This is a genomic window from Halobacillus sp. AWH4_228, from assembly GCF_056158365.1.
This window is the reverse complement of record NZ_JBSWTE010000001.1, coordinates 2489407-2506577: the sequence shown is the minus strand read 5'-3', so window position 1 is coordinate 2506577 and position 17171 is coordinate 2489407. Positions and strand designations below refer to the sequence as shown.

The 17171-nt window shown below is 48.8% G+C and carries 19 protein-coding genes; 13 read left to right on the top strand and 6 right to left on the bottom strand.

Going from position 1 to position 17171, the window contains the following annotated elements; all coding sequences use genetic code 11:
* Positions 1 to 264 precede the first annotated feature (264 nt).
* Both ACXADP_RS12775 and ACXADP_RS12770 read left to right on the top strand, forming a co-directional pair.
* Entirely contained in the window at positions 265 to 1263 is a 999-nt protein-coding gene (locus ACXADP_RS12775; RefSeq protein ID WP_474968259.1) for a potassium channel family protein, read from the top strand.
* Positions 1264 to 1337: 74 nt separating this feature from the next.
* Positions 1338 to 1778, top strand: a complete 441-nt coding sequence (locus ACXADP_RS12770) for a hypothetical protein (protein WP_474971588.1) — start codon at positions 1338 to 1340, stop codon at positions 1776 to 1778.
* Positions 1779 to 2196: 418 nt separating this feature from the next.
* Here ACXADP_RS12770 and ACXADP_RS12765 read toward each other — a convergent pair whose 3' ends face one another.
* The 3 genes from ACXADP_RS12765 to ACXADP_RS12755 all read right to left on the bottom strand — a co-directional run bounded on the left by ACXADP_RS12765 (position 2197) and on the right by ACXADP_RS12755 (position 4320).
* Entirely contained in the window at positions 2197 to 3696 is a 1500-nt protein-coding gene (locus tag ACXADP_RS12765) for a potassium/proton antiporter (RefSeq protein ID WP_474968261.1), read from the bottom strand.
* Positions 3697 to 3763: 67 nt separating this feature from the next.
* Entirely contained in the window at positions 3764 to 3943 is a 180-nt protein-coding gene (locus ACXADP_RS12760; protein WP_474971587.1) for a hypothetical protein, read from the bottom strand.
* A gap of 50 nt (positions 3944 to 3993) precedes the next feature.
* Positions 3994 to 4320: a hypothetical protein gene (locus ACXADP_RS12755; RefSeq protein WP_474968263.1), complete on the bottom strand. Its 327-nt coding sequence runs from the start codon at positions 4318 to 4320 to the stop codon at positions 3994 to 3996.
* A 157-nt stretch (positions 4321 to 4477) separates the two neighbouring features.
* Between ACXADP_RS12755 and ACXADP_RS12750 the strand changes: the two genes are divergently transcribed.
* On the top strand, positions 4478 to 4666 hold the full coding sequence (locus tag ACXADP_RS12750) for a hypothetical protein (protein WP_474968264.1): 189 nt from the start codon (positions 4478 to 4480) through the stop codon (positions 4664 to 4666).
* Entirely contained in the window at positions 4667 to 4891 is a 225-nt protein-coding gene (locus ACXADP_RS12745) for a hypothetical protein (protein ID WP_474968265.1), read from the top strand.
* A gap of 124 nt (positions 4892 to 5015) precedes the next feature.
* Here ACXADP_RS12745 and ACXADP_RS12740 read toward each other — a convergent pair whose 3' ends face one another.
* Positions 5016 to 5921, bottom strand: a complete 906-nt coding sequence (locus tag ACXADP_RS12740; RefSeq protein WP_474971586.1) for an EamA family transporter — start codon at positions 5919 to 5921, stop codon at positions 5016 to 5018.
* A gap of 134 nt (positions 5922 to 6055) precedes the next feature.
* On the opposite strand from ACXADP_RS12740, the gene ACXADP_RS12735 reads away from it, so the two are divergent.
* Positions 6056 to 6814 carry a DUF4397 domain-containing protein gene (locus ACXADP_RS12735; RefSeq protein ID WP_474968267.1) on the top strand — a complete coding sequence of 253 codons (759 nt, stop codon included), beginning with the start codon at positions 6056 to 6058 and terminating at the stop codon, positions 6812 to 6814.
* Positions 6815 to 6847: 33 nt separating this feature from the next.
* Here the strand turns inward: ACXADP_RS12735 and ACXADP_RS12730 are convergent, their stop codons facing one another.
* Entirely contained in the window at positions 6848 to 7420 is a 573-nt protein-coding gene (locus tag ACXADP_RS12730) for a CGNR zinc finger domain-containing protein (RefSeq protein ID WP_474968268.1), read from the bottom strand.
* Between the two features lie 114 nt (positions 7421 to 7534).
* On the opposite strand from ACXADP_RS12730, the gene trxA reads away from it, so the two are divergent.
* The 8 genes from trxA to ACXADP_RS12690 all read left to right on the top strand — a co-directional run bounded on the left by trxA (position 7535) and on the right by ACXADP_RS12690 (position 16094).
* Complete coding sequence (gene trxA, locus ACXADP_RS12725; protein WP_474968269.1) at positions 7535 to 7849, top strand: thioredoxin; 315 nt, start codon at positions 7535 to 7537, stop codon at positions 7847 to 7849.
* 283 nt (positions 7850 to 8132) lie between these two features.
* Entirely contained in the window at positions 8133 to 8729 is a 597-nt protein-coding gene (locus ACXADP_RS12720) for a hypothetical protein (RefSeq protein WP_474971585.1), read from the top strand.
* 110 nt (positions 8730 to 8839) lie between these two features.
* Positions 8840 to 9520: a response regulator transcription factor gene (locus tag ACXADP_RS12715; RefSeq protein WP_474971584.1), complete on the top strand. Its 681-nt coding sequence runs from the start codon at positions 8840 to 8842 to the stop codon at positions 9518 to 9520.
* Complete coding sequence (locus ACXADP_RS12710; protein ID WP_474971583.1) at positions 9468 to 10916, top strand: HAMP domain-containing sensor histidine kinase; 1449 nt, start codon at positions 9468 to 9470, stop codon at positions 10914 to 10916. The genes ACXADP_RS12715 and ACXADP_RS12710 overlap by 53 nt, the downstream gene beginning before the upstream one ends.
* Before the next feature lie 120 nt (positions 10917 to 11036).
* The gene (gene fdhD, locus ACXADP_RS12705; protein ID WP_474968273.1) at positions 11037 to 11840 is read left to right on the top strand and encodes a formate dehydrogenase accessory sulfurtransferase FdhD; all 804 of its coding nucleotides are present in this window, start codon (positions 11037 to 11039) and stop codon (positions 11838 to 11840) included.
* Positions 11833 to 14772, top strand: a complete 2940-nt coding sequence (fdhF, locus tag ACXADP_RS12700; RefSeq protein WP_474968274.1) for a formate dehydrogenase subunit alpha — start codon at positions 11833 to 11835, stop codon at positions 14770 to 14772. The genes fdhD and fdhF overlap by 8 nt, the downstream gene beginning before the upstream one ends.
* A complete protein-coding gene (locus ACXADP_RS12695) occupies positions 14772 to 15239 on the top strand; it encodes a helical membrane plugin domain-containing protein (RefSeq protein ID WP_474971582.1) in 468 nt (155 codons plus the stop codon). The genes fdhF and ACXADP_RS12695 overlap by 1 nt, the downstream gene beginning before the upstream one ends.
* Before the next feature lie 78 nt (positions 15240 to 15317).
* Positions 15318 to 16094 (top strand): SDR family oxidoreductase, encoded by a 777-nt coding sequence (locus ACXADP_RS12690; RefSeq protein ID WP_474971581.1) that lies wholly within the window; start codon positions 15318 to 15320, stop codon positions 16092 to 16094.
* 42 nt (positions 16095 to 16136) lie between these two features.
* On the opposite strand, the gene ACXADP_RS12685 is transcribed toward ACXADP_RS12690, so the two are convergent.
* Complete coding sequence (locus tag ACXADP_RS12685) at positions 16137 to 17036, bottom strand: LysR family transcriptional regulator (RefSeq protein ID WP_474968276.1); 900 nt, start codon at positions 17034 to 17036, stop codon at positions 16137 to 16139.
* Positions 17037 to 17171: the final 135 nt, after the last annotated feature.

Here is a 17171-nt window from a genome sequence, read left to right as displayed (position 1 = left end):
TCTGTTTTTACTTGTGTTTTACCATGTGGTTTGTAATACTGACAGGACATAGGACGAAGGTAGGATTGATGACAACCGGCCCCGGTTTGACGAAAACCCGGATTCTTGAAACTATTGGACCTGGCTTCCGAAAGCAGAGGGGGGCAGGGCCGTTTTCTTTCCTTCAGCTTGCGAAACGATCGATCTTTATTTACGCGCGTTTCAATTTTTCAATACGAGAAATAATCTATGAAACGATGCACAACAGAGATAGGAGGGAGTCCTTTGCGTAATATTCTAATCAAATTTATCCGCCTTGATAAAACGACGCTGCTGATCGGCTCTTTCCTGATTATTTTCGGCAGTACGTTCACCATCATGTGGATCGAGCCCGAAACCTTCACGAGTTTTCACGACAGCCTCTGGTGGGTAATGACGACGATATCGACCGTCGGTTATGGAGACATCTCCCCACAAACAACCGCCGGTAGAAATTTTGCCATGCTGCTTTACCTTGTGGGTATCGGTGTGCTGGGTGTTGTCATCAGCCTGATTGCCAATGCGATGGGGATTTTTAAAAAGCGGAAGGAGGAAGGGAAATTGAGTTATCACGGTAAAGGCCACATTGTCATCGTTGGCTGGTCCAAAAAAGCGGCGCTGGCCATTGATGAAATCCTGCTGGCCGATAAAGAGACAGAAATTGTCCTCATCGATGAGGTAGAAAAAGAACCTCTCAACATGAAGCGTGTCCATTACATAAACGGCAGTCCGATGAAAAAGGATGTTCTTGACAAAGCCAATCTTGAAGACAGTAAAAGTGCGATTGTTTTTGCGACAGACTGCTCGGACAGTTCGAGGCTTGTCGACGGCAACTCGCTGCTCGTTGCTGCAGCGTTGGAAAAGAATGCCCCTCACGTCCATACAACGGTCGAGGTGCTCGACCGCGACCACGTTCCGATGTTCAAGCACAGCAAAGTAGATGAGGTCGTTTTATCCGATGAGTTTGTCTCCCGAATGCTCGTCCGCTCTTCATTCCAAAAAGGCGTTTCCGGATTATTCAATCAGCTTATCAGCCGGGAGTCCGGTTATGATCTTCGCCAGATTGAAAGAAAAGAAGAATGGAAGACCTACCGCGATGTTGTCGAGGATGTCACGTCGCAAGGGGGCAATGTCATCGCCGTCGGAGAAAACATGGACATCTATAAACACTTGGATGAGCCGCTCCCTGAAGGGGCGCATATCCGTGTCGTCTGTGATAAACAAACGTATGATGCGCTCTGCTGATCCCTTAGAGTATTGAAAAATCCGGCTGAGTACGGGATAATGGTCCGGGATTTTCCGTAAGAAAGGGGGGAGGAATGTTACCTGTACTAAACCATTCCGGTCTAATGGTCATGGTCGTTGTCCATCTGCTGACAGCTGTCATTCTATTTGCTGTGTCGTATACATATGAAAAGTCAATCATTACCGATCGGAAAAACAAGTGGCTGTTTTTCATCATCAGTCTGATCTACAGCTGGATGGGGACAATGATTATTGTAGACAGCCTGTTTGATCTGCATAGAGACCATGAACTCTCTGTTTTTATGTACCGTAATAGTCTGGTGCTCTTATGGATCGGCTTTATTCTGGTACAGCTCCTCGTGTACAAATGTTTAAACCAGGTGGAAAGCAGAGGAATAAATAAAAAAGGAGAGGGCCCTGAGGTCCTCTCCTTGTCTGTAGAAAAAGCCTGTGTCAACCCGTTAGCGTTGTCCATTTGTCGTGGGAAGGGTCACACTCCGCTTATCGGTGGATGAATGCCGCGGGCACGCCCTCAGCTAACTTGGTCAGGAAGGTCGCCTGCCCAAGTGGATCTTCGGCCCGTGCTGTTCCCGCAGGCATCACCACCGAACGCTCCACGTGTCGACGTTAGAATATAGAGGAGAGAGATTGTGCACGAAGCAGGTTCGCAGATTCCAAAGAACGGCATGAGCTGCGCTATTGCCGCTTGCGTGGAAAAGAAGGGAAAGAACAGGCGCTGATGACGGCTGTCTGCCGGAATATGTAAAAGATTGTTCTCCATCCAGCAAGGGTGAGCGGGGTGAAGGAGAGTCTTTGGCGATGTTATAGAACCCCCAAGGGGCTTCGCTCCTGGCGGTAAGAAAGAAAAAAGCTCGTAAAGAAACAGGGGTTTCTCTACAAGCTGAGGAGAGGACCCCGGGGCCCTCTCCTTTTCTATGATTCCGATCCGGTTTTTATAGGAGTGACTGTCCTCTCCAGCTCCTTTGTCACCTGATCCTTATATTTGGATTCCACTAGAATATAAAGGAAGTCTCCAGCTTTGATTTCTGTTTCACCATAAGGGGTGATGACCTGATTATCACGAATGATGGCATTAATGTTCGCATGGTTCGGGAAAGACAAATCCCGCAGCCGGCTTCCCACCACCGCTGATTCCTGGCTTGTCTGATACTGGATCATTTCCACAGCCACCTTCCCCATCGATATCAGCTCGATGGAATGGTGTGGGGTATCCTTTTTCGGCCCGACAAGGTTTAAGCGGTCCGCCATCCATGAGATCGTCGAGCCTTGAATCAACGCTGACGTCAACACGATAAAGAAGACGATGTTGAATAAGGTCTGACTGTTGTTCAATCCATCTACGACCGGAAAAGTAGCGAGGACGATTGGAACGGCTCCCCGCAGTCCGGCCCATGAAATGAACAGTTTTTCCTTGAACGTATAGTTGAGGCGGATCAAGGAAAGGAAGACAGCGGCCGGCCGCGCAACAAAGATGAGCAGCAGAGACAGGATGATGCCGTCATACATCACTTCGGATGAAAACAGCTGGTCCGGAAAGACGAGCAGCCCGAGGATGATGAACATGAGAATTTGTGCCATCCAGGCAAAGCCTTCATTAAATTGAAATATGGAATACCGGTATGTCAGTTCCCGGTTTCCAATAACAAGCGCGGCAATGTAAACAGCCAGGAATCCGCTTCCGCCGACGAACGCGGTGATTCCGTAGGTCAAGAGCGCAAATGCAATCGATAAGATTGGATAAAGGGCACTTGATCCGAGTCGGATGCGGTTGATAGAAAAGGAGGCTGTCCAGCCGAACAGGACACCTAACACGAGGCCCAGGCCCATCTGAAGGAAAAATGTGGGGATGAGCATCCAGATGGAGCTCCCTTCATTGGAAATCAATTCAATGAAAGAAAGCGTCAAAAAGACGGCCATAGGATCGTTGGTGCCGGATTCCGCTTCCAAGGTCGCTCCCATTTTCGCTTTGATGTTCCGTTCTTTTAACACAGAAAATACAGCGGCGGCATCGGTCGAACCGACAATCGCTCCGAGCAGCAGTCCCTCCATCAAGCTTAAGTCAAGCAGAAGAAAAGCCGCCGCCCCAATTAACGTCGATGTAAGGACAACGCCGATGGTAGCGAGGGACAGAGAAGGCAGGGCCACCGAGCGGACGGTCGACCATTTTGTGTGAAGCCCGCCTTCAAACAAAATCAGAACAAGGGCGAAGACCCCGAACAACTGAGCCACTCCCGCATCATCGAAATAGATGATCCCAAGGCCGTCACTCCCGATAATCATTCCGACAATCATAAACAGAATCAACGCCGGCAGCCCCCAGCGGCTGGAAAACTTGGCGGCCACGATGCCGCTGAAAAGTAAAAACGCGGTAATAAGTACAAACGCATCCGTTCCAAAAGCTTCAATAAACATTCCATAACTCCCTTATTCAATGTGTAGATGAAGGACCATGCCTGCAGCTCCAAGCATGGTCCCGTTTTTACAAACTTATGATCTGCTTCAGCTCTTTCGTATTGACCATGTCCCAGGAAAAATCGATCCACCAGGAGGACCAGTCCGCTCCGTTTAGAGCACCGAAGAACCAGACAGACCCGAAAAAGCATAGATAGATAAATAGAACGACCACGGCATAAAGCCCTGTGTCTTTAGAATTTTTCAACGCGCTGTCTCCTTTATATGGAATCGTGTGGATCCATGAGAAAGGAGCATTTATGTATAGGTTGAATTCGCATGCCTGGCAATGAGAAATCCTCTGTTTTCACCCTGATAACCAAACACCTGGTTCTCAACTAGTTCATGGAACTGGACAAGGGAGAAAAGGGGAGCGTTTAAAAACGCAGAAGGTCCCTCATCATCCTGGTCCGGAGGCAGAGGAAAGGATAGAGGCTGGAAAAAGACGGCCGCGCCGTCCGACAACTGAACAGATGACGCGATATTCAAATCGTCAGACCAGCTGTAGGCAAGCTCCAGAAATTTTCCATGCGGACTTAAAACCGCTGCAAACAACAGCATGCATCCTGCGATAAAGAGACGCATCCTTTTCCTCCTTCCAAACAGGTGATCTTTCTATTATATCAATCGATCCAATTAAAGTCATTGGAGAAGAACGTGGGAAAAACAATGGCGAAAGTGAAACGTCCGCCGGCTTCAATCGTATAGAAAGGCAGAGAAAAAATGTCCGGGGGGAATTCATATGCTGAGATGGCTGATTTATTCGTTCGTAATCATCATGAATGGCTCGTTTCTGCTTGCAGTTTTTAACGTGTGGACGGATCGAACCGCTTTTGGGGTGATGATCACAGGGGCAGTAGTCATCATAGGAACCTTTGAAGTCCTGCATCGGCGGGGAAAACTGACAGATCTGAATAAGGGAGCGTCTTAAATGCGTCATCTACTGCCGGTGATTTTAGTTATGGCAGCTATAGGTCTTCTGATTAAGGTTATAGATATATTTCCAGCCGGTTACACCGTATTTATTGGAGTCGTGTCAATCTTTCTAATGTATGACAGCGTTAAAGCGTGGAAGGATCGCTCATTCATAACAGCAGTGAGTAAGATGCTGATGTCGGTGCTGCTGTTTATGATGATGGTCACACGTGTTTTTTAACAACAAGGGAGGTGGACGGACGTGGGTTTTGCTTCCTGGTTTATATTGTTGTTCACCTTATTTATGGCGATCGGTGGTTTTAAAAAGAAGAATAAGAAGAGATGAGAATAGAGAAAGCCGCTGATTATGAAGCGGCTTTCTTTTTTTGGGAGCGTCGGAACCACCTGTCTCCGGTTTCATTGACAACGATGGAAAAGAGAATCAGGCCGATGCCCGCCCACTGCAGGAGGGTCACCTGTTCCTTTAACACCACCATAGCCGATACAATGGCGACCGGCAGTTCTACAGAGCTGAGAATATTGGCCAGCCTCGCAGAAATGTGCGGGGCCCCTCCAGCGAAAAACAATGGGGGAATCACAGCACCAACCATCGCAATACCGAGACTGATCAGCCAAAGCTCTCCTTCGAAGACAGGGAACGTTGGAATGTCCCTGGAAAAAACTATCAGTACGAGCAGGAGTGAGCCTGTGATCATCCAGGAGCTGCGGAGCACGGAATTCACTTCCGGTGCGGCCTGTCCACTCGTATAAATAAACGCCGCATAGGAAAGTGCAGATAAAAGGCCGAGGATCAAGCCGGCAGGAGGGAGTTCACCCACGCCTCCCGAAAGCACCTCGGACGCCAGAATGACACCCGACAATGTAATCGCAAGGGAGACGAAATGCACTTTTTCCGGTGATTTCTTTAAAAAGACCCATTCAATCAGCATTCCGATCCAGACAAATTGGAAAAGCAGGAGTATGGCCATGGAAGCGGGAATATACTGCATCGCTCCGTAATAAAAAATACTTGTTAAGCCTACGGACGACCCGGCGCCCATCACCTTGAGCCGGTCAATGTACTTTATTTGCCGGATCTCCTTCCAATGCGGGAAGGACAACAGCCACAGCAGAATGAACGCGATCATCATCTGTGCGATGTTCAACTGACCGAGCGAATATCCCTCAGCAAATCCATGCTTCACAAAAATCGGGGTGAAACCGAAACTTGCTGCTCCGGTAAATACCAGCAAGGCTCCTTTCTTTTTCATACCGTCACCTTCTTTCTTTATCCATCCTCCACTTTATCATGAACGAGAAAAGACGGCATCCGGGATAAATAGTTCTGTCCATGAATCTGCTGAATAAGATGAAGATGGGGATTTCTTGAAAGGGGAGTGGCACGATGTATCCAAACGAAAATCCGGAGCAGCTGGCGTGGCAGGCGATGAAATATGATATGCTTTCGAATTACTACAAGTATATTGACCCGAATAAGCATATCCACTATTACCATAAGCACCTGCAGTGCATGCAGCAGTGGGTGATGTGTGAACGCAGTGAAGGGATGGGCATGGGTGGCGGTGGAACAGCAAAAGTAAGAGTTCTTCATGCTTCACCGGATGCACCGAACGTGGATGTCTATGTGAACGGTCAGAAAATATTGGAAAACGTCCCGTATAAGCAGCAGAGTGAGTATTTGGAAGTTCCTCAAGGGCAGTACCGCATAGATATTTATGCCGCTGGTGACACTTCGCAGCCTGTTCTGACCCAGACTGTAGCTGTTGAAGCAGATCAATCCTATACGGTGGCCGCAGCTGGAAAAGTCAATCAGCTTCAGCTCATCCCGGTTGTCGACAACGATCACACCGCGTACGGCAATGCCAAGGTCCGTTTCTGGCACCTGTCTCCAAACGCACCGGCTGTAGATGTAGCTGTCAAAGGCGGAGATGTCCTGTTCAGAAATGTGCCGTTCGGCCGGGCGACCCGCTATATCACGGTTCCACCGACGACAGCTGATTTAGAGGTCCGGGTAGCGGGAACGAATCAGGTCGTTCTCGAAGTGCCGGGGGTAACCTTGAACCCGAATGAAGCTTATACGGCTGTTGCGGTCGGATTAGCTGGTGAGCAGCCGCCGCTCGAAGCGATTTTTCTACAGCCATAAAAAAGGAAGCGTTCATGATGAACGCTTCCTTTTTTATTCAGAAGCCTGGCCGGCTTTCTTCTTGCTGTAATGCTTTCTTGCTTTCATCCGGTTGCCGCAGACGTCCATGGAACACCATTTGCGCCGTCCTTTTTGGTTCACGAACAACGCCAGACAGTCATCGTTCTGGCATGCAGAAATCTTTTCCCAGATGCCGGCTTCCTTGTGATGGAGCATTTGATAGGCAAGGAGTGCCAGCAGCCCGTCCGAACCCCCTTTTAAAGGGACGGGTACAAGCGCACCCTGTTCGAACATGAACTGCAGCGTTCCTTTCGTCCATTCACTCAGCATGTGTGTGAATCCTTCTTCATTCTCTTTCCTGTAAAAATAAGAACGGCTTCGATCACGGAAATCGCGGAGTTTATCAGTGTGAAAGGCTTCCTGTTTGAGAGCTTTCATCTGCTGATCCGAGAGGAGTCCGTGGTAAGACATGAGGTCAAGCCATTGATACACCTCTTCTTCTGTCGTTAAATAATCATTCGCCTGATCCCAGTGGCTGTTTATCGTATTGAAAAAGTTAATAAATACATAAGAGGAAAATTGGGACAGTGTCATCCGATCCTGCATCATAAAAACCTCCGAATCCTTTCTATTGACTTATAGTTTAACATACCTTATCATTCTAACCGTAATAAAATTATTTACAGGTTAGAAAATAACCGGCAAATGGAGGAATATATCATGGCAGTTACAAACGTAACCGATGCAGACTTTGCAAATGAAACCAAAGAAGGCCTTGTCCTTGCGGATCTTGGTGCCCCATGGTGCGGACCATGTAAAATGATCGCCCCTGTTCTTGAGGAACTGGATGCTGAAATGGGCGAACAAGCGAAAATCGTAAAACTGGACGTTGACCAAAACCCTGAAACTGCGCAGGAATATGGAGTAATGAGCATCCCGACACTTCTTTTCTTCAAAGACGGAGAGCTGGTTGATAAAAAAGTCGGCTTCAAATCAAGAGAAGAACTTGCTGAAACATTGAATCAACACCAATAATGAGTAACGGAGGCTGCGGCCTCCGTTTTTTTTATGGGGAAAATGGAGAAAAATTGATATATCGCGAAATTAATTGATATAGACTGGAAAAAATCGATATATCACAAATTTAGTTGATATATTCTAAAAAAATCGATATATGTGGAAAAAGACTGATAGCCCCGCCTGACCGACCGATATCACCTCCGGCAAAAAAGTTTTCGCTTTGACATCTTCCTGACTTATTTCTTTTTTATGATGAACATGTACCAAATACATGAAGTCTACAGGAGGACGTAAAGACATGAAAAACCTACTATCGAAAAAAGCGCTGACAGGGGCTCTTGCATTGGCGATTGCCATCCCGGGTATCTCTTATGCGGCGACAGATGCAGAAACAGATACGGGTTCAGAAGCCGCGCAGGAATCGGTGGAAAGCGGGGAAACGGAAATCCGCAGCCTGCTCCAGCAGTTTAAAAACGGGGAGCTGAGCGAAGATGAAATTCTTGAAAAGCTGCAGGAGCAGAAACGCTTTTTCTTCCAAACAGGCGGCCACCCTTTTGAGGACGTAGATGAAGAAACCAAAGAGAAACTGGAAGAGATCAGGTCCAAGGTGGAAGCAGGCGAATGGACGAAGGAAGAAGCGAAAGCAGAACTGGAGGAGCTCGGGATTGAGCAGCCCCGTCATCGCGGTGGAAAAGGTCATCGCATGGGCGGAGACCTGACTGAGGAAGAGCGCACCCAGGTGAAGGAGATCCGTGAGCAGGTCAAAAGCGGTGAACTGACACAGGAGGAAGCACAGGCCCAGCTCGAGGAACTTGGCTTGGACATAAAACCTCGCGGTCAGGCCCCGGATACAGAGGAAAGTGAAGAAGCAGAACCTACGGATTCCGCTGTATAATCTCCTCTTGCGAGTAAAGAAGGCTTTTCCCACAAAGCCTTCTTTTTTTATGATTTTTTCTCACCGGCCCTGGTTACCCTTTATAATGGAAGCAAAGGAGAGCTGAAACGATGAACAAAGTATTGATTGTAGAAGACGAACCGACCATTTCCCGTGTTCTCCAAGCCTATTTATCCAAAAATGACATGATCACTGAACAGGCGTGGACGGGGAATGAAGCCATGGAAAAATTCACTGCACAGCGCCCGGATCTCGTTCTGCTTGATGTGATGCTTCCGGACAAGGATGGATGGACGGTGCTGACGGAAATCCGTGAAAAAAGTGCCTGCCCCGTCATCATGCTGACCGCGCTCGGCGAAATCGATCATAAACTGAAAGGGTTTGAAACAGGGGCAGACGATTACATAGCTAAACCATTCATCGGTGAAGAAGTGGTGGCAAGAGTGAAAGCGGTCCTGAGCCGCCCTCCGGCAAGAGTGGAGGACCAGCTTCTCCGCATAGGATCACTTGTCGTCGACCCGGCTGCTCATACCGTCCATAAAAATGGAGAGGAAATTGAACTGTCTCCAAAGGATGGCAAGCTGTTTATTTTTCTTACCCGTCATCCGAACCAGACCTTCACACGGGAGCAACTGCTTGACCGGGTATGGGGCTACGAATATGAGGGGAGTGACCGCGCGGTGGATTTGTCGATCAAGCGTATCCGTAAGGCGCTGGGAGACTCAAAGGAAGAGCCGTATGACATCAAAACACTGCGGGGATTGGGGTATCAGTGGAGTGTACAAACCTGAGAAGCGTAAAACGATTTTCCATTATTGGTCCAGAAGATACTTAGCTACGCTTCTCATCGGACTGATTCTCATAGCCGCAGGGTCCGTCTGGTGGATCAAGAAGACGACCGTTGATCACCGGTTGAATCTCATGCACATTGTCGGACAGGAAATCGCTGATAGAATTGTGACGACAAATGGCCGGATTCTTTCGGGGCCGTTGTTTGAGGAGATTTTAAGAAACCGCGCAGGAGAATTGGATGTGGATGAATCTCCGGCCGCACTGATAGTCACCGATCAAGGAGAAATCCTCGTTTCGAATCAGCGCGGAGGCCAGATCAGGAATGCCGGCGATTATGTCGATGAATCGTTGTATCAGACGACCGAGTCTGTAATTTCGCTGGATCAGAATCAGCGGGCGTACGTCATCAGCGAGCCGATTGTCAGCGGAGAAGAAACGCTTGGGTATGTCGTTTTAGTCAATGATAAGGAAACGCTCAGCCGTCTGAATCAGGAATACGGACTGCTGGCTCTGCTGCTCGGTGGTGTCGGTCTGCTCGGCTGGGGGGTCATCTATTATTTGACAAGACAGCTCTCGAAGCCGTTGAAAGAGACAGCCCGTGCAGCCCGGATGGTCAGTGAAGGCAGCTATGATATCCAAATGTCTTCGCCGCCGAAGGAAAAAGAACTGGCCGAATTGATGGATTCCTTTACGGATATGGCCGCCAAGCTGAAGCAGTTGGAAGAGATGCGCACCGAACTCCTGGCGGGGGTGACTCACGACTTGAAAACCCCTGTCACTTCGATGAGCGGTCTGATCCAGGCGGTCAAGGATGAGATTGTCGAAGGGGAGGAAGCCAAAGAATATCTTGATTTATCTCTGCAGGAGGTGGAACGCCTCCAAGTCATGATTCAGGATCTATTGAGCTTTAATACGTACGCCGCAGGAGCCCTGCCGATGTACAAAAAGCATCAGCCGCTTCGTCCGATTCTGACCCAGTTTCAAAAACAGTGGCAGTCAGATCCGGATCACATACCCTTGGACGTGCGGTTCCCAGCGGAGGCTGTCCCTCTTTCTGTTGATGATCACCGGCTGAAGCAGATCTTATTCAATCTTGTTCAAAATGCCGATCAAGCAGTCGAGGAAGGAAAAGTCACTATAGATGTCAGCCGGGACGAATCCGATCTGATCATGAAAATTTCCGATACCGGAACAGGCATTCCGGATGACGAGCAGACGCTCATTTTCGAACGTTTCTACCGAGGGAAAGACAAAAAGCTGAAACAGAGAGGCCTCGGACTCGGTCTTCCTCTCAGTCGTATGCTTGCCGAGGCGCACGGAGGACGTCTTGAGCTGACTGAATCATCGGAGAACGGCACAATTTTCACGTTGAAGCTTCCTCTTCTGGAGGAGTAGGCGTACGATAGTCTCCTATTTATATAAGACCCTGATCAACACCTGACATCCAAATGCTGTCAGGTGTTTGTTTTGTCGAAAGAAAGGGAAAGGATTGGTAACGTTCGAGGGGGGATAATTTTGGAAACCCGTATGTGGAACATTCAACGCTACAACGAACAGTACGGGCAGGAGGAAGAAGACATCGTAGCTGTCGAATACCCGTTGACCATCGTTGTCAATGGAGAGGAATTCGCTACGATGGTCTGCACACCGATGGATATGGAAGACCTTGTCATTGGTTTTCTTGCTTCGGAAGGTGTCATTCTTTCGTATAGGGAATTGACGAGCCTGACGATCGACGAGGAGCGCGGCTTTGCCTATGTGGAAACATCCCGCAGCGTTCCGTTTGTAAAAGAAGGGCAGAAACGCTGGCTTGGAAGCTGCTGCGGAAAAAGCCGCGCCTTTTACTTTCAAAGTGATGCGGCTACCGCCAAGACGGCCGTGGATACGACGTCGTTTTCTCCAGAAAAGTGTTATCAGCTGATGGAATCCTTTCATCAGGAAGCGGGCATGTTCAAACAGACTGGAGGCGTCCACCAGGCTGCCATTGCTGGTGTTTCGGGCATTTTGAAGGCGTATACAGATATCGGCCGTCATAATGCTCTTGATAAATTATATGGGTGGATGCTGCGAAAGCAGGTAAGTCCAAAAGAAAAGATCGTGATTTTCAGTGGCCGGATTTCTTCGGAGGTTCTTTTGAAAGTATCCAAAATGCGTTTCGGACTGCTTTTGTCAAAATCGGCCCCCACAGATCTGGCGCTGCAACTGGCTGATGATCTGAATATTACAGCCGCCGGGTTTGTCAGAGGAAACCGGATGAACGTGTACACCCATCCCGGCCGTGTAAAGGAAGAAAGTAGAGGAGGAGTTATGATTGAATGAACATACCGTCGTAAAAATAAACGGCACAGAATACCTTGCTGATCATCCGGACCAGACACTCATCCAATTAATGAATAAAGTCAATGAGCAGGTCCCTCAGATTTGTTACAACGAATCCCTTGGACCGATCCAGACCTGCGATTCCTGTATCGTTCAGGTCGACGGAGAGCTTGTCCGGGCGTGCGGGACCAAAGTCAGGGCGGGGATGAAAGTGCAGACGCAGCTTCCACATGTACATAAAGCACAGAAGGAAGCACTTGACCGTGTTCTGGAAAAACATGAACTGTACTGCACGGTCTGTGATTATAACAATGGATCGTGTGAAATCCACAATACAATGGCAGAATTCGGCATTGAGCACCAGGAACGTCCATTTCAGCCAACAAGCTATGAAAAGGACTACTCCGGCACGTTTTACCGTTACGACCCTGACCAGTGTATCCTGTGCGGCCGCTGTGTGGAAGTTTGTCAGGACGTTCAGGTAAATGAGACGCTGACGATAGACTGGGAGCGTCAGGAGCCGCGTGTCATCTGGGATAATGATGTTCCGATTGATCAGTCTTCCTGTGTCAACTGTGGGCAGTGCTCCACCGTCTGTCCGTGTAACGCCATGATGGAAGTCGGCATGGAGGGAGAGGCCGGATTTTTGACGGACACCGAGCCTGGAATCCTGAAATCGATGATCAACTTAACGAAGAAGGTGGAAACCGGTTATGGTCCATTGTTCGCTGTATCTGATTCTGAAGCAGCGATGCGTGAGGAAACGATCAAGAAGGAAAAAACCGTGTGTACCTACTGTGGTGTCGGATGTTCCTTTGATGTATGGACGAAGGACCGCCAGATTCTGAAGGTGGAACCGAGTGCCCAGTCACCGGCCAACGGCATATCCACATGTATTAAAGGGAAATTCGGCTGGGACTATGTAAACAGTGAAGACCGTCTTCAGAAACCTCTCGTCCGCCGCGGTGATCATTTTGAAGAGGTGGAATGGGACGAGGCGATGCAGTATGTGGTCGATCGTATGAAGAAGATCCTTGCTGAAAAAGGACCGGATCACCTGGCCTTCATCGCATCCTCCAAAGCGACCAACGAGGAATCCTACCTGATGCAGAAGCTGGCCCGTCAGGTGATCGGAACGAACAACGTGGATAACTGTTCCCGTTACTGCCAGGCACCGGCAACGAAAGGGTTGTTCCGTACGGTGGGGTATGGCGGCGATTCCGGATCCATTGATGATCTCGGAGACAGTAAACTTGTCATTACCATCGGCTCCAATACAGCGGAGTCCCACCCAGTTCTTGCTTCGCGCATCAAACGTTCCCAGAAACTGTTGGGACATAAGCTGTTCGTCTTTGATTTGAGAAAGCATGAAATGGCGAAGCGTGCGGATCGTTTTTATCAGCCGAAATCAGGAACCGATCTTGTCTGGCTTTCCGCTGTTACGAAATACATTCTTGATCAAGGCTGGGAAGATAAAAACTTCCTGGACGACTGGGTCAACGGCTTTGATGAATACCGGGAAAGCCTGGAGCCGTTTACGATGGAATATGCATCTGAACTAACCGGTATCCCTCAGGAGGAACTGAAGCAGGTGGCGGAAGAAGTGGCCACATCGGAAACGGTAGCGATCTGCTGGGCGATGGGCGTGACGCAGCATATGCTTGGCAGTGATACAAGTACAGCGATCAGTAATCTGCTGCTTATTACCGGAAACTACGGGAAGCCGGGTACAGGCGCTTATCCACTGCGCGGCCACAACAACGTACAGGGATGCAGTGACTTCGGAAGTATGCCGAACTTCTTCCCCGGCTATGAATCGACAGAGGATGAGGAAGTCCGGGCCCGTTATGAAAAAGCCTGGGGAACAGAGCTTCCGAAAGAAACCGGCATGGATAACCACGAGATGATTGAAGCCATTCATGACGGGGAGCTTTCCATGATGTATGTCATGGGTGAGGACACAGGAATTGTCGATGCCAATATTAATTATGTAACAGCCGCCTTTGAAAAGCTCGATCTGTTTATCGTACAGGACTTGTTCCTGACCAAGACCGCTGAATATGCCGACGTTGTGCTGCCGGCCTCCCCAAGTCTTGAAAAGGACGGCACGTTTACGAATACGGAACGACGTATCCAGCGTCTTTATAAGAGCTTTGACCCGCTGGAAGGCACAAAGCCGGACTGGGAAATCATCCAGCTGATGGCCAAACATTTTGGTGTGGACTGGGGCTATGAGCATCCATCTGAAATTATGGCAGAAGCGGCCGGACTGGCACCATTATTTGCAGGTGTTACGTATGACCGTCTGGAAGGGTACAATTCCCTGCAGTGGCCTGTAGCCGAAGACGGGACAGATGAACCGCTTCTCTTTACGGAAGGGTTCCCGTTTGAGGATAAAAAGGCGAAGCTTTATCCACTGACGTATGAGCTGATGTACGACACCAATGAAGAGTATGACCTTCATGTGAACAACGGCCGGCTGCTGGAGCATTTCCACGAAGGCAACATGACTTACCGAACATCGGGCATCCAGAGGAAAACACCGAATGCCTTCATAGAAGTTTCCGAGGAACTCGCCAAAGAGCGGGGCATTGAAGAAGGAGCGGAAGTGAAGCTGATTTCTGAATCAGGAGAAGCGACCGGACAGGTGACGGTTACTGACCGTGTCCGTGGAAAAGAGATCTTCCTGCCGTTGAACAGCAATGGTAAATCAGCCATCAACTATCTGACTGATAACCGTGTCGATAAAGATACCGATACACCGGCGTATAAGGAAATTGCTGTGAAAATGAAAGTGCTGAAGAAGAAAGGGAAGTCGCCGATTCCGAAAAATAACCACCGGAATGGAAACCCGGTGCCGCAGATTAGTGTGAAGGTCCAGAAAAAATGGCAGCGGGAAGATTACACATTCCCAGGCAGGGGGGCTCATTAATGGCACGGGCGATCACCGATATCAAACGGTTGGAGAAATCGCGGGAAGAAGTCATTGAAGAAAATGTCCAGGAGGTCAAAGAAGCGGTCGCAGACAACAAGGATGCGATCCTGGAAGGCATCGAACTGCTCAGCGCCTTTCAAAAAGAAGGAACGCTCGAAACGCTTTCGGCTTTTGTGAAGGCGAAGGATGAAACCCTCGCCAATGTTGTCAGGGAAATTGACAAGGAACAGTATACACCACTGTTGAACAATCTTCCTGAGCTTGTTTTCCTGCTTGGCGACTTGAACGTCAGTGGCATCCGCAGCTTGAGCAGCCGCCTGAATAATGGTCTGGAGCGTATGGAGGATGAAGGAACGACGAAAAAGATGAACATGCTTGATTTTGCCAAAGTATTGAAAGATCCGGAAATCAACCGGAGCCTGACAATGCTGATGTCCTTTTTAAAAGGGATGGGACAGAAGTAATCAGCAAATAGAAGCCTGAACCAACATGTGGTTCAGGCTTCTTTGTTCAGATTCGTCATCGGGAGGAGAGGATGAACTATGTTGAATCAAACCATTGCCATTGTTACAGGAGTGGGGAGGGAAAAAGGCATCGGTACAGCGGTATGTCACGCACTGGCGTCTGCTGGAGTGGATATTTTCTTCACTTATTGGTCGGCTTATGACCGGTCGATGCCTTTTTATGACAGAGATAAAGATGAAGGATGGCCGGATAAACTGGAAGCGCAGATTCAACAATCCGGGGTCCGCTGTGCGTCACTGGAGCTGGATTTATCGGAAAAAGAAGCCCCGGAAAAATTGATCGATGAGGTGGAAGAACGCCTCGGGAGTCCTTCCATTCTTATAAACAATGCGGCCTATTCCATTGACGCAGACTTTAAATCTATGAATGCAGCTATCCTTGATGCCCATTACGAGGTGAATGTCAGAGGCACCCTTTTATTAACGACGGCTTTTGCAAGGAGAATCGAAGGCAGACACGGAGGAAGGGTGGTTCATATGGTTTCCGGACAGGATCAATCGCCGGAACCGGGAAACCTTGCCTATGTATCGACGAAAGGGGCTGTCTCTGCCTTCACGAAATCTGCAGCGGTTGAACTGGCGCCGCTGAATATTACTGTTAATGCTGTCGACCCGGGCCCGACGAACACAGGGTGGATGACCGGGACGCTTAAAGATGAACTGAAGCCAAGATTTCCAATGGGACGGATCGGTGAACCTGAGGACGCGGCCCGCCTGATCTGTTTTCTAGTCGGAGAAGATGCCGGGTGGGTGACGGGGCAGATCATCCATTCCGATGGAGGCTTCCGTTCATAAAAAACCACCCTTGGAAGCTGACAGGGACGGTCATGGCTTTTCTTATGAAAGACGGGCCGTTTCTTTTACATAATCACGCGACATTGAAATGAACTCCCGCGCTGAAAAGGCGAGGTACTTATTCTTCTTCCATACCAGCCCGAGCTCCAGGCGGAGGTTGGGATGCGACAGAGGAAGAACAGCGATATTTTTGTCAGCCGCTTCCCGTGCAATCTGACTTGGAAGCAGGGCGGCGCCGACTTTTGCCTCCACCATCTCCATCATAAAGTCACGGTGGGAGCTGTGGCAGACGATATTCGGGTGAAAGCCGGCTGCCCGGCACTCTTCAATGATGCGGTCGTGAAGAGTAAAATCCTCCCGGTATAGAATGAAAGGTTCATCCTGGAGTTCACCTAGATGGACGGTTTCCTTAGCAGCCGTAGCTGTATCTTTATGGACAAGAAGCATCAAAGGATCGTCCACAACCTTTAACGTATGAAATTGCGACGATTCCACAGGCAGGTTGCATACGAGTCCAAAATCCAGTGAACCGTCTTCAACGCCCTGCTTGATCATCTTCGATCCGACTTCACTTAAGAGAATGTCCACTTCGGGATATTTGTCACGGTAATAACGGATGATTTTTGAGAAAAAAGCTGCCCCTGTGATCGGTGGTATGCCGATACGAATCTTCCCTTTTTTCACGTTCGTAATATCATCCAGCTCCGCCGTCAAATTGTGAAAGGCATCCAGTACTTGAATGGCATGGGCGAGTACAGCTTCTCCGGCATCGGTCAGCTGCAGGACCTTGGATCTGTAAAACAGCGGCACACCAAGCTCTGTTTCCAGCTGCTTGACCGTTTTACTTAACGAAGGCTGGGACACATGCAGGGTAGAAGCGGCTTTTGTGAAGCTCATTTGTTTAGCGACTTCTGCAAAGTATTGCAAATGACGAATATCCATATCCATTCCTCCCTGTAAAAATCAGGTCATTCAAATGTCCTGGTATAACTAAATGGAATAATAGTGATTCCAAATATGTATTTTAGATATGCTCACATCTATTATATGATAGAAAGCAACCAATAGATAGAAATT

What these genes read in the sequence shown, in the direction of transcription:
- ACXADP_RS12770 (WP_474971588.1), top strand. Translation starts at nt 1,338, where the DNA reads ATGTTACCTGTACTAAACCATTCCGGTCTAATGGTCATGGTCGTTGTC.
- ACXADP_RS12765 (WP_474968261.1), bottom strand. Translation starts at nt 3,696, where the DNA reads ATGTTTATTGAAGCTTTTGGAACGGATGCGTTTGTACTTATTACCGCG.
- ACXADP_RS12755 (WP_474968263.1), bottom strand. Translation starts at nt 4,320, where the DNA reads ATGCGTCTCTTTATCGCAGGATGCATGCTGTTGTTTGCAGCGGTTTTA.
- ACXADP_RS12750 (WP_474968264.1), top strand. Translation starts at nt 4,478, where the DNA reads ATGCTGAGATGGCTGATTTATTCGTTCGTAATCATCATGAATGGCTCG.
- ACXADP_RS12745 (WP_474968265.1), top strand. Translation starts at nt 4,667, where the DNA reads ATGCGTCATCTACTGCCGGTGATTTTAGTTATGGCAGCTATAGGTCTT.
- ACXADP_RS12740 (WP_474971586.1), bottom strand. Translation starts at nt 5,921, where the DNA reads ATGAAAAAGAAAGGAGCCTTGCTGGTATTTACCGGAGCAGCAAGTTTC.
- ACXADP_RS12735 (WP_474968267.1), top strand. Translation starts at nt 6,056, where the DNA reads ATGTATCCAAACGAAAATCCGGAGCAGCTGGCGTGGCAGGCGATGAAA.
- ACXADP_RS12730 (WP_474968268.1), bottom strand. Translation starts at nt 7,420, where the DNA reads ATGCAGGATCGGATGACACTGTCCCAATTTTCCTCTTATGTATTTATT.
- trxA (WP_474968269.1), top strand. Translation starts at nt 7,535, where the DNA reads ATGGCAGTTACAAACGTAACCGATGCAGACTTTGCAAATGAAACCAAA.
- ACXADP_RS12720 (WP_474971585.1), top strand. Translation starts at nt 8,133, where the DNA reads ATGAAAAACCTACTATCGAAAAAAGCGCTGACAGGGGCTCTTGCATTG.
- ACXADP_RS12715 (WP_474971584.1), top strand. Translation starts at nt 8,840, where the DNA reads ATGAACAAAGTATTGATTGTAGAAGACGAACCGACCATTTCCCGTGTT.
- ACXADP_RS12710 (WP_474971583.1), top strand. Translation starts at nt 9,468, where the DNA reads ATGACATCAAAACACTGCGGGGATTGGGGTATCAGTGGAGTGTACAAA.
- ACXADP_RS12695 (WP_474971582.1), top strand. Translation starts at nt 14,772, where the DNA reads ATGGCACGGGCGATCACCGATATCAAACGGTTGGAGAAATCGCGGGAA.
- ACXADP_RS12690 (WP_474971581.1), top strand. Translation starts at nt 15,318, where the DNA reads ATGTTGAATCAAACCATTGCCATTGTTACAGGAGTGGGGAGGGAAAAA.
- ACXADP_RS12685 (WP_474968276.1), bottom strand. Translation starts at nt 17,036, where the DNA reads ATGGATATTCGTCATTTGCAATACTTTGCAGAAGTCGCTAAACAAATG.